Origin of the sequence: Streptomyces sp. NBC_00212, assembly GCF_045206365.1 — a bacterium.
Classification (GTDB): Bacteria; Actinomycetota; Actinomycetes; order Streptomycetales; family Streptomycetaceae; genus Streptomyces.
Window position 1 is genome coordinate 6,222,213 of record NZ_CP108115.1, and the last position, 13,273, is coordinate 6,235,485.

Genomic DNA, 13,273 nt, shown 5'->3' on the forward strand with positions numbered 1-13,273 from the left:
CGCCGCGGGTTGAGGCAAGGGCCGCACTGTGGTCCAGACTGTGCCCGTGGTGGGGAATCTTCCTGCGGAGAGCACGAGTTTCATCGGTCGGTCGGTCGAACTGGCCACCCTGGACGGCCTCCTGGAGCGGCACAGACTCGTGACCGTCACAGGGCCCGGCGGGGTCGGAAAATCCCGGCTCGCCCTGCGGACCGTCCGGCGCGTCGAACGCCGCTACCCCGACGGGGTCTGGTGGGTGGAGCTGTCGCCGCTGCGGGACCGGAACTTACTCGCCGCCACCGTCGCCGACGCCTTCGACGTCTTCGACCAGAGCCTGCGCACCGCCTGCGAGGCACTCTGCTCCTGGCTCGCCGACAAACGCCCGCTCCTGGTGCTCGACACCTGCGAACACCTGATCAGCGCCTGCGGCCACCTGATCGGCGAACTCCTGCAGACCTCGCCGGGGCTCACCGTCCTCGCCACCAGTCGGCAACCGCTGGGCCGGCCGCAGGAACGTGTCTTCCCCCTGGAGCCGCTGCCCGTCGCGGTGGAGGCGCTGGCGCTGTTCAAGGAACGCGCCACCGAGGCCGTGCCCCACCTCAGCTTCGAGGACCCGGCCCGCGCGGCGGCCGCCGCCGACGTCTGCCGCCGCCTCGACGGCATCCCGCTCGCCCTCGAACTCGCGGGCGCCCGGCTGCGGTTGTGGTCGGTCGAGCAGCTCGCCACCCGGCTCGGCTCCCGCTTCGAGGTGCTCGCCGACACCCGGGTCGCGGCGCTGCCCCGCCACCAGACCATGCGCACCGCGATCGGCTGGAGCCACGAGCTGTGCGAACCGCTCGAACGGCTCCTGTGGGCCCGGCTCTCCGTGTTCGCGGGCGAGTTCGACCTCGCCGCGGCCCAGGACATCGGCGCGGGCGGCCCGCTGCCCGCGTGCGCCGTCGAACAGGCCCTGGCCGGCCTCATCGACAAGTCGGTCGTCCGCACCCGGCTCGAACCCTCCGGCCGGTTCGGCCACCGCATGCTGGACACCATCCGCGAGTACGGCCTGCGCTGGCTCGACGAACTCGGCGAGACCCCCGAGGTCGCCGACCGGCACGCCGGCCGCTTCCGCCGGATCGCCCACGAGGCCGACGCGGCCTGGATGGGCCCCGGTCAACTCGACTGGTACGTACGCCTGGAGGCCGAGCACGCCGATCTGCGCACCGCGCTCGAACACCTCCTGGCGACCGACCCCGAGGCCGCCCTCGACATGGCGGGCTCGCTCTGGTTCGTCTGGTTCTGCTGCGGCCGCCTGCGCGAGGGCCGCGGCTATCTGCAACGCGCCCTGGACGGCTGCCCGGGCCCCGGGCCGTACCGGGCCACCGCCGTGTGGGCGCTCGGCATGTGCGCCTTCCTGCAGGGCGACTTCGTCATGGCGCACCGGCTCGGCGAGGAGTGCGCCCGGACCGCCACCGACCCCGAACTCCGCCGGCGCGCCGCTTACTTGTACGGCGGCAGCGTCCTCATGCCGGGCGACCCCCAGCGGGCCCTCGCGATCGTCGATCCCGCCCTCGCCCAGGACACCGGCTTCTCGGCGGGCCGCGTGCTGTGCGCACTCGCCCGGATCTATGCCCTCGCCAACCTGGCCCGCCACACCGAGGCGTCCGCCGAAGCCGTGCTCCTTCGCGACGAGTGCGCGGCCCGGGGCGAGCGCTGGATGCGGGCGTACGCCGACTACATGCTGGCGGTCAGCGCGCTCGCCCTCGACCGGCCGGCCGAGGCCGCCGCCCACGCCCGCGCCATGCTGGCCGGCAAACGCCTCCTGCACGACAGCTTCGGCATCGCGATCGGCCTCGACCTGCTGGCCTGCGCGGTGACCGCGCAGGGCGACGGCGAGGACGGCGCGCTGTTCCTCGGCGTCGGCCAGGAGTGCTGGCGCACCGTCGGCAAGGCGCAGATGGGCGCGCCGGAACTGACCGCCGTGCGCGAGCAGTGCGAGCGCCGGGCGCGCGCCGCGCTCGGCGACGGGGCCTTCGACTCGGCCTTCGACCGGGGCGTGGCCACCGGCCTCGACGACGGCCTCGCGCTGGCTCTCAAGGGTGACTCGCCGGACGGGAGTTGACGAAAGCCGCATGTGGCCGCCCCTGTCCACGCTGCGGCGCTACGGTGGGTGGCGGCCGGTGCCACAGAGCGACACCCCTTGACCGGCGGGCCTTCGGAGACGATCGGCGGTGAGTACGACGATGCCCACGACCCGCGACACGACCGTCCTGGTGGTCGACGACGTCGACGCCAACCGCTGTGCGATGGGCGCCGTCCTCAGCCGCGCGGGCCACCGCGTCGTATCGCTCGGCACCGCCTCGGCCGCGCTCGTCGAACTCGACGCGCGGCTGCGCGCGGGAGCGCTGCCCGACGCCGCCCTCGTGGACGTGGGCCTGCCCGACATGGACGGCTTCGAACTGTGCCGCCGCCTCAAGTCGCACCCCGGCATCGCGCCCATGCCCGTCGTGCACTTCTCGGCGGCCTCCATCACCCCGCACGACCGCAGCCGGGGCCTGGACGCGGGCGCCGAGGCCTACCTCACCGTGCCCGTCGAGCCCGAGGAGATCCAGGCCGTCATCCGGGCCGCGCTGCGCGGCGCCCGGCTGCGCCACGAATCGGCCGCCCGGGCCGGCCGGCTGAACCACCTCGCCGAGGCGACCGCCGCCCTGCACCGGGCGCGCTGCCCCCAGGAACTCGCGGACGCGGCCGCCGCGGCGGTCATGCCGCTCACCTCGGGCCCGGTCACCGCCTTCGTGTTCGGAACCGACGCCTTCCTCCACGCGGGCGGCGCCGCACGCCCGGCCCGCACCACCGAGATCCCCGCGCTCGCCGTGCTGCTCCGCCGCGCCATGGCGGGCTGCACCGGCGTACGATCCGTGCTCGCCCCGGCCCCGCTGTGGCCACCGGAACTCTTCGGCAGCGAAGGGGCCCGGCTCGTGCTCGCCCGCGGCCAGGCCGACCAGCCGCCCGTCTGCCTCGCCGTCCCGGCCCGCCTGCCGTACGGCCAGGAGACCGAGGCGCTGCTCTCCCGGCTCGCCCAGTCCCTCGCCGTCGCCGCCGAATCCCTGCGCACCTACGCGGAAGAACGCCACATCGCGCTCACCCTGCAACGCAGCTTCCTGCCGCAGCGCGCACCCCGGCTGCCCGGCGCCGACATCGCCCTGCGCTACGTCCCGGCCTCCAGCCGCGCCGAGATCGGCGGCGACTTCTACACCGCGCTCACCACGCCCGCGGGCCTCCTGGTCGGCGTCGGCGACGTCGTCGGGCACTCCCTGGACGCGGCCACCGTGATGGTCGAACTCCGCCATGCTCTGCGCGCGTACGCCACCGACCACCACGAACCGGCCGCCCTGGTCCGGCGCCTGGACCGGATGCTCCAGCTCTACCACCCCGAGGCGACCGCGACCCTGTGCCTGGCCCTCATCGACCCGGACACGGGCGAGGCCCGCATCGCCAACGCCGGGCACCTGCCGCCGCTGCTCCTGCCCCACCGGGGCGAGGCCTCGTTCATCGAGACGCGGGGCCCGCTGCTCGGCCTCGGCCTGCGTCACCCGCCCTCGACACGGCTCCAACTCGGGCCCCGCGACGGCCTGTTGATGGTCACGGACGGCCTCATCGAGCGCCGCGGCACCGACCTCGCGGACTCGCTGGAACACCTCAGGCACACCGCGGCCGCCGCCGGGCCCGACACCGAGGCACTCTGCGACACCCTGCTCGACCGGTTCGGCGACGACCTGGAGGACGACGTGGCGCTGCTCGCCCTGCGCCTCAACGCGGGCCGAGGCCCTTCTCCATCAGCGTGACCGCGTAGGGGCTGCCCCCGCCGTCGGTCTTCGCCGCGAGCTCGCCGACCACGACGTACCCCGCGCCCCGGTAATAACGCAGCAGGCCCGGGTTGTCGGAGCGGCAGTCCAGGCGGCACAGCGGCCGGCCGCTCTCGGCGATCCGCCGCTCGGCGTGCGCGAGCAGGGCCTTTCCGGTGCCGGGCGGCGCGGCCGCGCGGTCCACCATCAGGCGGTGCACATACCCGGCCACCGGCGGCTGCGGGCCCCAGGCCGGCTCGTCGTCCCACCACAACTCGTAGGCCCCGACGGCCTCGCCACCGGCGGTGCGGGCGAGCCACACCTCGCCCTCCTTCATGCGCAGCCGGAAGTGCTCGGCGTCCTTGCCGCCGGGCTGCCACTGGTCGATGCCGTTGTCGAGCATCCAGCGCGCGGCGCCGTCGTACAGCGAGGTCAGGACGGGCACATCGGAGTCGGCGGCGAGATCGAGGACGAGTTCGGACGTCATGCCGTCGATCATGCCGCAGGGCTCAGCCCACGCGCGGCGCGGGCACCAGCGGGAGCAGGGCGCCTAGCCGGTCCACCAGCTCGCCGAACGGCCCGTCGGCGGGCTCGTCCGCCAGCATGGGCAGCACGATCGCGGCCATCTCCGGGTCGTAGGCGGCGCTCACCGCGGCGAGCGCCGCGAAGTCGTGCACCAGCTGCAACTCCAGCTCGCCGCGCGGAATCCGCCGCCCGTCCAGCCAGATCAGCGCCGTCGACTCGGCGAGCGAGACCCAGGACCGTACGACCAACTCCAGCCTGGCGGGCGGGTGTTGGACCCCGAGGTGCGCCAGGATCTGGAGGTGGGCGGCGTTGCGCACCTCGTCGATCATGGCGTTCGCGGTGCTTGAGCCGACCGCCGGGCCGCCCCGCATCAGCGCGGAGAAGCCGGGCCCGTGCTCGTCGACGAAGTCGAAGAACCGCCCCATCACCCGCAGCAGCCGGGCGCCGAGCGGGCCCTCGTGCGGCTCCATGAAACGGCCCGCGAGCTCGTCCGCGGCCCGGCGCAGCGCGGCCTCGTACAGGCTCTGCTTGCCGGGGAAGTAGTGATACACCAGCGGCCGCGATATCCCCGCGGCCGCCGCTATCTCGTCGATGGACACATCGTCGGGCGAGCGGTGGCTGAACAGCTCCAGGGCGACCCCGATCAACTGCTGCCTGCGCTCGTCGACGCCCATCCTGCGCCGTACCCCGGTCGTCATGCGAACAGAGTACCCAGAGGGTGGCCGGGCACCCCCTACAGGTCGAGCACCAGCTTCTTGCCCAGGCACCTCGATACACAGACCAGCATCGAGTCGTCGCGCTCCGCATCCGTGAGCAGCTCGTCGCGGTGGTCGATCTCGCCCTCCAGGACCCGCTGTTGGCAGGTCCCGCAGAAGCCCTGCTCACAGGAGTACGAGACGCCCGGCAGCTCCTCGCGCAGGGTGGCGAGCAGCGACTTGTCCGCCGGGACGGCCAGCGTGCGCCCCGAGCGCCGCAGCTCGACCTCGAACGCGGCGCCCGCCACGGCCGCGCCGGGCGCGAACCGCTCCAGGTGCGGGGTGCGCCCGGGGCCGAGCGCGGCGGTGACCGCGTCCATCAGCGGATCGGGCCCACAGCAGTAAACGGCCGCGTCAGCAGGGGAGTTGGCGAGGAAGGAGGCGAGATCCGGCAGTCCGGACTCGTCCTCCGGGACGACCGTGACCCGCCCGCCCAGCTTCTCGATCTCGTCGAGGAAGGGCATGGTGACCCGCGAACGGCCGCCGTACAGCAGCCGCCAGTCGGCGCCCGAGGCTCCAACTGACTTGAGCATGGGGAGAATTGGCGTGATCCCGATGCCGCCCGCGACGAACACGTACGAGGTGCTCGCCGCCAGCGGGAAGCGGTTGCGCGGCCCGCGCACCGACACCTCGACCGCCTCCTGGAGCTGCTCGTGCACCTCGCGCGAACCGCCCCGGCCGTCCTCGATGAGGCGGGTGGCGACGGTGTACGAGGTGCGGTCGGCCGGGTCGCCGCAGAGCGAGTACTGCCGTACGAGACCGGACGGCAGCACCAGATCGAGGTGCGCGCCGGGCTCCCAGGCGGGCAGCTCGGCCCCGTCCACGGCATCGAGGCGCAGCCGTACGACGCCTTCGGCGGGCTCGGTCCGCTCGGTGACGGTCAGCTTCAGGGTGATGGTGGAACGCCGGGTGCCGCGCCCCGAGACGGGCTCTTCCAGGGCGGGCATCGGCCACAGCGGCGAGGCGGCGATGCGGCGGCGCAGCGCCCGCCGGGTGAGCAGCGCGGCCCCGGCGGCCAGGGCGAACGTGGTGGCACGGCGCATGTCAGCGGCCTCCGTTGGCGCCCGGCGATGCGGCGAGATAGGCCACGGCCTGGGCCGTGCTGCCCTCCTGCGAGGGGTGATAGGTGCGGCTCAGATAGCGCGGGATGGACTTGAGCATGGCGGGGGTGGAGGGCAGCATGCCCTTCTTGCCGGCCCGGTAGAACTCCCCGAAGCTCGCCCTGCCCTGCGCCAGAGTCGGATCGTTCGCCATGAAGAAACGGGCCCCGCGCTGCCAGAGGAAGGCGAGCGCGGTGAACGCGGTCGCCCAGGTGCGCACCCGGCGCCGGTACCCGCCGTCGACGTGCATGAACAGCTCGAAGGCCACAGACCGGTGCTCGACCTCCTCGGCGCCGTGCCAGCGCAGGAGGTCCAGCATCATCGGGTCGGCGCCGCGCCGGTCCAGGGTTTCGGCGTTGAGGATCCAGTTGCCGAGGAACGCGGTGTAGTGCTCGATCGCCGCGATGGTGGCGACCCGCTCCATCAGCCACCACTCGCGCGCCCTGCCCGGCGGCAGCGTACGGTCCCCGAGCAGCTTCTCGAAGAGCCAGTCGACCTGCGCGGTGTACGGCGTCGGGTCGAGGCCGAGCTTCTTCAGATGGGGGAGCACGTCGTCGTGCGCGGCGGAGTGCATCGCCTCCTGCCCGATGAAGCCGATGACGTCCTCGCGCAGCCGGTCGTCCGTGATGTGCGGAAGGACCTGCTTGTACACGTGCACGAACCAGCGCTCACCGGCCGGCAGCAACAGGTGCAGCACATTGATGGTGTGGCCGGTGAACGGGTCGCCGGGTATCCAGTGGAGCGGCGTCTTCTCCCACTCGAACGAGACGTTCCGGGCCTTGAGCTCGATGCGCTCCTCCGCGACCGGAGCGGGCTGCGGCGTATTAGACATGGCGTCAATGTACTGACGGGTACGCCGCAGCGACAGGGGTGCGTACCGGATTGTTGGGCGGATCGGTCAGCCGCGGGCTCTCAGCGCAGGGTGCTGATCGGAGTCCCGTCCGTGAGCCGTCCGTCGAGCTCGGCGCGCGCCCCCTCCTTGGCCCGTACGGCAAGCAGGTTGCCCCGCCCGCTGCCGGTCATCCCGCCGGACAGGGTCACCGACGCCACCTGCTCGCTGCCCGCCGCGAGCACGAACCAGTTTCCGCCGCGCGACTTCCACAGCACCCCGGCGAGGACCCGCGCCTCGCGGAGCCCGCAGGCCGCGGAGTTCTCGGCGCGGGCCGCGATCGCACCCGGCGCGAGTTTGGCGGAGGGCGCCTGGAACTGGGCGAACACCCGGCTGCCCGCGCCCCGCCAGGTCTCGGCCCGGGTGCAGATCCAGTCGGCAGTGCCGTTGTTCTCGGGCAGCGCCTGCTGGGCGAACTGCCAGTCGTTGACGGAGCGCACCCCGTGCGAGCGGACGGTGGGCAGCAGGCACGCGGTCCGCGCCCAGCCCTGGCGCGCGGAGCGGTCGTCGACGTCGCGGGCGTCGTGGGGCGGCCCCCACGTCAGCCGCGCGGGAGCCAACTCGCCGAGGTCGGTGACGAGCCGCACCCCGCTGTCGTCGTGGAATTCGAGCGCCTCCCAGGACGTGCACTGCTGGGCCTGGGCGGGCGAGACGACCGGGTCGGTCACCCCGTCCTTGTCCCGGTGCAGCGGCCGCGCGGAGGCGTCCGGAGTCAGCAGATCGCGTACGGAGGCCTGGCGCACCCAGGGCGCGGTCAGATAGCGCACGTTGCCATCGGTCCGGCCCACCACGAGCGCGCTCGCGGACGTGGTGTCGGCGGCATCCACGCGCGCGAAGTCGAGCGCGGCCCCGGCCGTGCCGTCGCGCGGCTCGGCATAGCGGGCGACCCGCAGCCCGTCGTAGAGCAGCACGACCCTGGCCCGGTCCACCTCGCCCGCGAACAGGAGTTGGGGTGCGCCCATCGGCGGACCCGACGGGGTGCCCGGCGTCGCCGAGACCTGCACGGACTCGCCCGGCCGCGCCCATACCGCGAGCGCCCGCCGCAGCAGCGCCGAGTCGCCGAGCAGATCGCCCCGGGCCGGCCACACCGAGAAGTCCGTACGGGTCGCGGTCGTCCACGCCGTGGGCTCGACCCGCAGCAGATGGCCGGGGTCGAGCGCGGCCTGGGCCGCCGGGTTCTGCGCGTAGGGCGGCGCGGCCGCGCCGTCGGGCCCCCAGTCGTCGCCCGGCAGGCCGATGAGCGCCCCGCACACCACGAGCGCGGCCACGGCGGCGAGCGCGGCACGGCCGTGCTGGCGGCGCCGCATCAGATCGGTGGGCCGGGCCTGGAGCGAGCAGGGGTCGAACTCGGCGGATTCCAGCAGCCCGGCCTGCGGCTCGGTGGTGTCGGCCTCGGCGAGCGCCCGGCGGGCCTCGGTGACCCCCGCCGCGTTCAGCTCCGCGCACACCTCGTCGTCGCCGAGCCGCTCAAGACCGCGCAGCACATAGGCCGCCCGGGCGGGCCCGGAGAGGGCGGAAAGGCGCTGGTCCAGGGCGAGTTCATCGGCGCCGCCCGAACGCGGGAACAGCCTCAGGCCCCAGACCTGCGGCAGCAGCGGCGGGAACTGCGCCCGCTTGGGCCAGGCCTTGCGGCGCAGCGGAAGCCCCGCTTCGAGCGCCTGGCGCACCACGCGCCGCCGCACGTACACATACCCCGGGTCGCCGCCGGCCTCGGCCCGCCGCGCCCCGGGGATCAGCCCGTCGTCGGGGCCGTCGCCGGAGCCGCTCCGGCCGCGCGGCAGCGAGCGCTGCACGATCGCGTGCGCGGTCACCACGCGGCGGTTGCGCCCGAGCGATGGCGGAAGTACGAGATAGGCGAGCCGCACCAGTCGCGGATAGTGCTCGACGAGCGCGGCCTCGGCCTGCTCGACGCCGACGGAGGGGGCGGGTGGGTTGAGGATGTCCTGCTCTGGGGCCACGTTCAGCAAAACGAGCGAATGTGGAGATGGTCACCCCGTACCCAACCGGCTGACCCATCAGGCGAGTTGACGCCGATGCGAGTCGATCACGCGATGAGCCGTTCGCGCAGCCGGGCCACCGCGTCGTCCGGCACCCCGAGCCCCTCGCGGGCGTACTTCTCCACCGAGCCGTACTTCGCGGCGACCTCGTCGAGGGCCGCCGCCAGGTACTCCGGTACGACGCCGATGATGGCCTGCGCGATCTCCGGGTCGCCGCCCTGCGCGGTGAACCCCTCGACGAGCGGGGCGAAGGCCTGGCGCACGGCCGGGTTGACGGACAGGTACTCGCGCTCGACGGTCGCCTCGTCGGCGCCGAGCAGCGTCAGGATCACCGTCGCCGCCCAGCCGGTGCGGTCCTTGCCCGCCGTGCAGTGGAAGAGCAGCGGGCCCGCGTCGTCGGCGGCGAGCTCCGTCAGGAGCGCGCGGTAGGCGGAGCGGGCCGACTGGGACGAGACCAGCGAGCGGTAGGTGTCGGCGAACAGGGCCTGCGCCTTGCCGCCGCCGAGGTGCTCCTCGGCCACGACCGGGTCGGCCAGGATGTGCTTGAGCTGGGCGGCGGCGGGTGCGCCGGTCGCCGAGATCTTGTCGGCCAGCGCGTCGGCGACGACGAGCCGGGCCCCGGCCGGCACCCGGTCGGGGTGGTCGGCGCGCTCGGCGTCGGTGCGGAAGTCGAGGATCGTACGCAGCCCAAGCGCGGCCACCGCCGGATCGGCCGCCGGGTCCATGCGGTCGAGCTGACCGGCGCGGAAGACCAGGCCGGAGCGGACCGTGCGGCCGCCGGACAGCGGGGTGTCGCCGAGGTCGCGCAGGTTGGCGACGGTGGTGGCGGGGATCGTGATCATGTGCGGGCGGCTCCTGGCGGGTGAAATCTACCGGTTTCGATCCGAACGGTAGTCCACGGCCGCCGCCACTCCGAGACCGAGCCCCAGTGCCGCGAAATGTCCCGCGTCCGTGAAGCCGCGACCCTGCCGCCTCTTCGCGTTGTAAAAATCGCCAAGTCGCCTTGTTTATAAGGGAGTTGGAGGCAAGATGGGGTGATGCGAAACAATGCACGAGTGGCCCTTGGGGTGGTTGTGGCCGTCGCGGTGGTGACCGGCTGCGGTACGTCGTCCCACGCGCCCACGACCGCGAGCGGAACCCTGGAGCAGCTGGCCGCCCGGGCCGACTGCACGCCCGTCGTCTCGACGAATTCGGCCGAGCTGCGGCAGGCCAACTGCACGACCAAGGACGGCCGTTACGTGCTCGCCACCTTCGCCACCGACCGCGGCCAGCGGGAGTGGATCAACGAGGCGCGGGACTACGGCGGCGTCTATCTGGTCGGGCGCAAGTGGGTGGCGGTCGGCGAACAGCCGGTGGTCACGGCACTGCACGGCCGGCTCGGTGGCAGTGTCGAGACCGGGACCATGCATTCCGGACACTGACCGAGGCGGCCGCGCAGCGGCAGTTGCCTCCTCGCGCGCTCGCGCGCAGGGGGTCAGGCGCAGGAGCGCCCGGTGTTGATGCAGTTCACCGCCTTTCCCATCAGCTGGTCGCTGAAGACGTCGATGAAGTCACCGTGATCGGTGACGGGCTTGTGGAGCTGCTCGGGGAACGAGTCCACGGCGAAGGCGCCGGCCTTGGCCGGGACGTCGTAGACGATGCGCTGCACGAGCTGGGGAATCGCCTTGAATCCGGCGGGGCAGGCACCCCTTTTGTCCACGAAGGCGACATGGGTGCGGTGATTGGCGCTGTCGGTGTTCTTTCCGTCCCAGCAGCTCTGGAATTTAAAGGTACGGACCACCTGGCTGCCCTGCGGGCACAGCGGATATTTGTCCTTGAGCTGGCGGTTCTCGAATCCGGTGCAGCTCCAGGAGGCATTGGCATTCGCATTGCCGTTGGTGAACGCCTTGGCGTCACCCGTGATGATCCGCAGGAACCGGGGCATCGCGGTGACCTTGCTCACCGGACTTCCGACCAATTGGATCGTGGCCTGCGCCGGGGTCTGAATCTTTCCGACGTTCTTGTCCTTGCCGCCGCCGTCCGCGTTGGCGTCGATGTCGTTGCCCTGGTTCAGGATCCGTACGACCGGCCAGTAATAGGTAGACTTGTCGCCCTGATTGCGGCAGCTGGTGTTGCCCCGGGCGAGATCGGCATCGCTGGAGAAGGCATCCGTCGCCTGGTTTCCGATGTAATCGTGCATATGGTGGGCGCCATTGCTCACGCCCGGCGCGACGATGACGTTGTCGGGGTTGCGTTTTCCGTTCTGGTTGCGGCCGCAGTCGCTGGTGAAGGTGCCGGTGGAGGCGCCGCGCCCGGGCTGCGGGGTCGCGACGTTCGGCCGTACGGACCGGATGTCGACGAAGTCGCTGCGTGCGGGGCCGGAGGCGGTGACGTTGTCGGCGGCGTTCTGGCCGTCGGCCTGGTTGCCGTTCTGATCATTGGACGCCGGGGCGTCCGCGGCCCGCATCGTGCAGGCGGCGAGGCCCTTGTCGTTCAGGTCCGGCTGACCGGTGGCGTCCGCGATCTGGCCGATGGAATCGGTGCGTTGCCGTTTCAGCGGGTTGAGCACCATCGTGTCCGCGAGGCGGGGATCGCGCTGGATGCGGTCCTTGTTGTCGGCGAACTTCGTATAGGCGTCGGTGATCTGCGTATCGAGGTCGGCGAGTCGGCGGTCTACGCGCGATTTCGCGGAATCGGGCACGGTGGACAGGGAATTGCCCACATCCGGGCAGTCGATGGTCGACAACATCCGCATCTGAGCCATGTCCTGCCCGGACGACCCTTGGCCGCCCGCATCGCCTTCACTGGCGGAGGCGTAGAAATTGACCGCGACGAGCCCGCCTCCGCCCAGGATGAGTGCGGCCGCGGCCATCATCATCCGGCGGGGGAGAGCCTGCCGTTTTCGTGGTGAGCGTGAGATGCGTCCCATGGAACTCCTTCGCTTGAAGCGCGCAGTTCCATACGGATGGGAAGGGTGGGGTGTTCAACGCCTCAGGAGATTCACGGGAGTTGAGACTCCCTCAGGATTTACCGCGCCCGCTTCACCGCGCGCAGCACCACGAACTTCGGGTCGGACGCCATGAGTTCGCAGTTGCCGAACATGCGGCGGAGCTTCTCGTGGTAGCCGAGGTGCCGGTTGCCGACCACCCACAGCTCGCCGCCCTCGCGCAGCGCCGTGCGGGCGTCCGCGAACATGCGCGAGGAGGTGCGGTCCGTCGTCGCCTGGTGGGTGTGGAACGGCGGGTTGTTCAGGACCAGGTCGGCCGTGCCGGGCTCGAAGTCCGCCAGACCGTCGCCCAGCCGGAACTCGGCCTCGCGCGCGGGCCCCGCGCACATCCGGAAGGTGGCCTCGGCCGAGGCCATCGCCGGGTGCGACTCGTCTACGAAGGTGATCCGCGCCTCGGGGTTGGCGAGCGCCGCCGCCGTACCCACGATGCCGTTGCCGCAGCCCAGGTCCACCACGTGGTCCGGGCCGGTGCGCTCGGGCAGGTGCTGGAGCAGGAAGCGGGTGCCGATGTCGAGGCGGTCGGCGCAGAACACCCCGGCGTAATTGGTCACGGCGAGCCCGGAGGCGGGGCCGATGCCCAGCTCCAGGGAGTACGTCAGCGGCCACGGGTTCTTGGGCCTGGCCGGCGCCGGGTCCGGGGTGGTGAAGATGAGGCGGGCCTTCTTCTCGGCCAGCGAGGTCTTCGTCGGGCCGAGGATCCGCTCGAACAGGTTCAGCGTCGAGGTGTGGATCTCCTTGACCATGCCGGTGCCGACGACGACCGTGCCCGCGTGCACCGAGGGCGCGATCCGGTGCAGCTGGTCCTCCAGGAGCCCCAGGCTCTTGGGTACCCGCACGAGCAGCACGTCGACCCGCTCGGGCACCTCGTCCCGCGTCGACAGAAGGCGTACGGAATCCGGCGCGGAGCCCGCCCGCGCCAGATTGGCCCGGGTCGCCTCCTGGGCCAGGAACGAGTCGCTGATCTGGACGGGGCCGTGCTCGGCAAGCGCCGTGGTGAGCGCGCCCCAGCGGTCGCCGGTGACGACGACGGTCCCCGAGAGGTCCAGGTCCGTGATCCCGGCCAGGTGCCGCAGCAGATAGTCGTCGGCGGCGTCCCAGGCCCGCAGCGGGTCGCGGGGGTCTTCGGGGAATCGGGTCAGGTCGTGCTCGCCCCAGGGCGTGATCATGCGGTTCATTGTTTTGCCAGGCTAACCCGAAATCGCCGCGGAACCCCGCAGT

General features: G+C 72.4%; 11 protein-coding genes. 3 read left to right on the top strand and 8 right to left on the bottom strand.

What is annotated here, in order from left to right; all coding sequences use genetic code 11:
- The first annotated feature begins 46 nt into the window (after positions 1-46).
- Positions 47-2,080 (top strand): ATP-binding protein, encoded by a 2,034-nt coding sequence (locus OHA17_RS28370; RefSeq protein ID WP_406508921.1) that lies wholly within the window; start codon positions 47-49, stop codon positions 2,078-2,080.
- Positions 2,081-2,189: 109 nt separating this feature from the next.
- Positions 2,190-3,803: a SpoIIE family protein phosphatase gene (locus tag OHA17_RS28375; RefSeq protein ID WP_406508922.1), complete on the top strand. Its 1,614-nt coding sequence runs from the start codon at positions 2,190-2,192 to the stop codon at positions 3,801-3,803.
- On the opposite strand, the gene OHA17_RS28380 is transcribed toward OHA17_RS28375, so the two are convergent.
- The 6 genes from OHA17_RS28380 to OHA17_RS28405 form a co-directional block, all read right to left on the bottom strand.
- A complete protein-coding gene (locus OHA17_RS28380; protein WP_406508923.1) occupies positions 3,769-4,290 on the bottom strand; it encodes a GNAT family N-acetyltransferase in 522 nt (173 codons plus the stop codon). The genes OHA17_RS28375 and OHA17_RS28380 overlap by 35 nt on opposite strands.
- Positions 4,291-4,312: 22 nt before the next feature.
- Positions 4,313-5,026: a TetR/AcrR family transcriptional regulator gene (locus tag OHA17_RS28385; protein ID WP_406508924.1), complete on the bottom strand. Its 714-nt coding sequence runs from the start codon at positions 5,024-5,026 to the stop codon at positions 4,313-4,315.
- Between the two features lie 35 nt (positions 5,027-5,061).
- Entirely contained in the window at positions 5,062-6,126 is a 1,065-nt protein-coding gene (locus OHA17_RS28390) for a PDR/VanB family oxidoreductase (RefSeq protein WP_406508925.1), read from the bottom strand.
- A 1-nt stretch (position 6,127) separates the two neighbouring features.
- Entirely contained in the window at positions 6,128-7,015 is an 888-nt protein-coding gene (locus tag OHA17_RS28395) for a metal-dependent hydrolase (RefSeq protein WP_406508926.1), read from the bottom strand.
- 80 nt (positions 7,016-7,095) lie between these two features.
- Positions 7,096-9,039 (bottom strand): hypothetical protein, encoded by a 1,944-nt coding sequence (locus tag OHA17_RS28400; protein WP_406508927.1) that lies wholly within the window; start codon positions 9,037-9,039, stop codon positions 7,096-7,098.
- Between the two features lie 77 nt (positions 9,040-9,116).
- Positions 9,117-9,911 carry a tyrosine-protein phosphatase gene (locus tag OHA17_RS28405; RefSeq protein ID WP_406508928.1) on the bottom strand — a complete coding sequence of 265 codons (795 nt, stop codon included), beginning with the start codon at positions 9,909-9,911 and terminating at the stop codon, positions 9,117-9,119.
- A gap of 195 nt (positions 9,912-10,106) precedes the next feature.
- On the opposite strand from OHA17_RS28405, the gene OHA17_RS28410 reads away from it, so the two are divergent.
- Complete coding sequence (locus OHA17_RS28410; RefSeq protein ID WP_406508929.1) at positions 10,107-10,490, top strand: hypothetical protein; 384 nt, start codon at positions 10,107-10,109, stop codon at positions 10,488-10,490.
- A 53-nt stretch (positions 10,491-10,543) separates the two neighbouring features.
- Here the strand turns inward: OHA17_RS28410 and OHA17_RS28415 are convergent, their stop codons facing one another.
- Together OHA17_RS28415 and OHA17_RS28420 are read right to left on the bottom strand one after the other, a co-directional pair.
- Complete coding sequence (locus OHA17_RS28415; protein WP_406508930.1) at positions 10,544-11,926, bottom strand: DUF1996 domain-containing protein; 1,383 nt, start codon at positions 11,924-11,926, stop codon at positions 10,544-10,546.
- A gap of 149 nt (positions 11,927-12,075) precedes the next feature.
- Positions 12,076-13,221, bottom strand: a complete 1,146-nt coding sequence (locus OHA17_RS28420; protein ID WP_406508931.1) for a methyltransferase — start codon at positions 13,219-13,221, stop codon at positions 12,076-12,078.
- Positions 13,222-13,273: the final 52 nt, after the last annotated feature.

What these genes read in the sequence shown, in the direction of transcription:
- OHA17_RS28390 (WP_406508925.1), bottom strand. Translation starts at nt 6,126, where the DNA reads ATGCGCCGTGCCACCACGTTCGCCCTGGCCGCCGGGGCCGCGCTGCTC.
- OHA17_RS28410 (WP_406508929.1), top strand. Translation starts at nt 10,107, where the DNA reads ATGCGAAACAATGCACGAGTGGCCCTTGGGGTGGTTGTGGCCGTCGCG.
- OHA17_RS28420 (WP_406508931.1), bottom strand. Translation starts at nt 13,221, where the DNA reads ATGATCACGCCCTGGGGCGAGCACGACCTGACCCGATTCCCCGAAGAC.
- OHA17_RS28380 (WP_406508923.1), bottom strand. Translation starts at nt 4,290, where the DNA reads ATGACGTCCGAACTCGTCCTCGATCTCGCCGCCGACTCCGATGTGCCC.
- OHA17_RS28405 (WP_406508928.1), bottom strand. Translation starts at nt 9,911, where the DNA reads ATGATCACGATCCCCGCCACCACCGTCGCCAACCTGCGCGACCTCGGC.
- OHA17_RS28395 (WP_406508926.1), bottom strand. Translation starts at nt 7,015, where the DNA reads ATGTCTAATACGCCGCAGCCCGCTCCGGTCGCGGAGGAGCGCATCGAG.
- OHA17_RS28385 (WP_406508924.1), bottom strand. Translation starts at nt 5,026, where the DNA reads ATGACGACCGGGGTACGGCGCAGGATGGGCGTCGACGAGCGCAGGCAG.
- OHA17_RS28415 (WP_406508930.1), bottom strand. Translation starts at nt 11,926, where the DNA reads ATGATGATGGCCGCGGCCGCACTCATCCTGGGCGGAGGCGGGCTCGTC.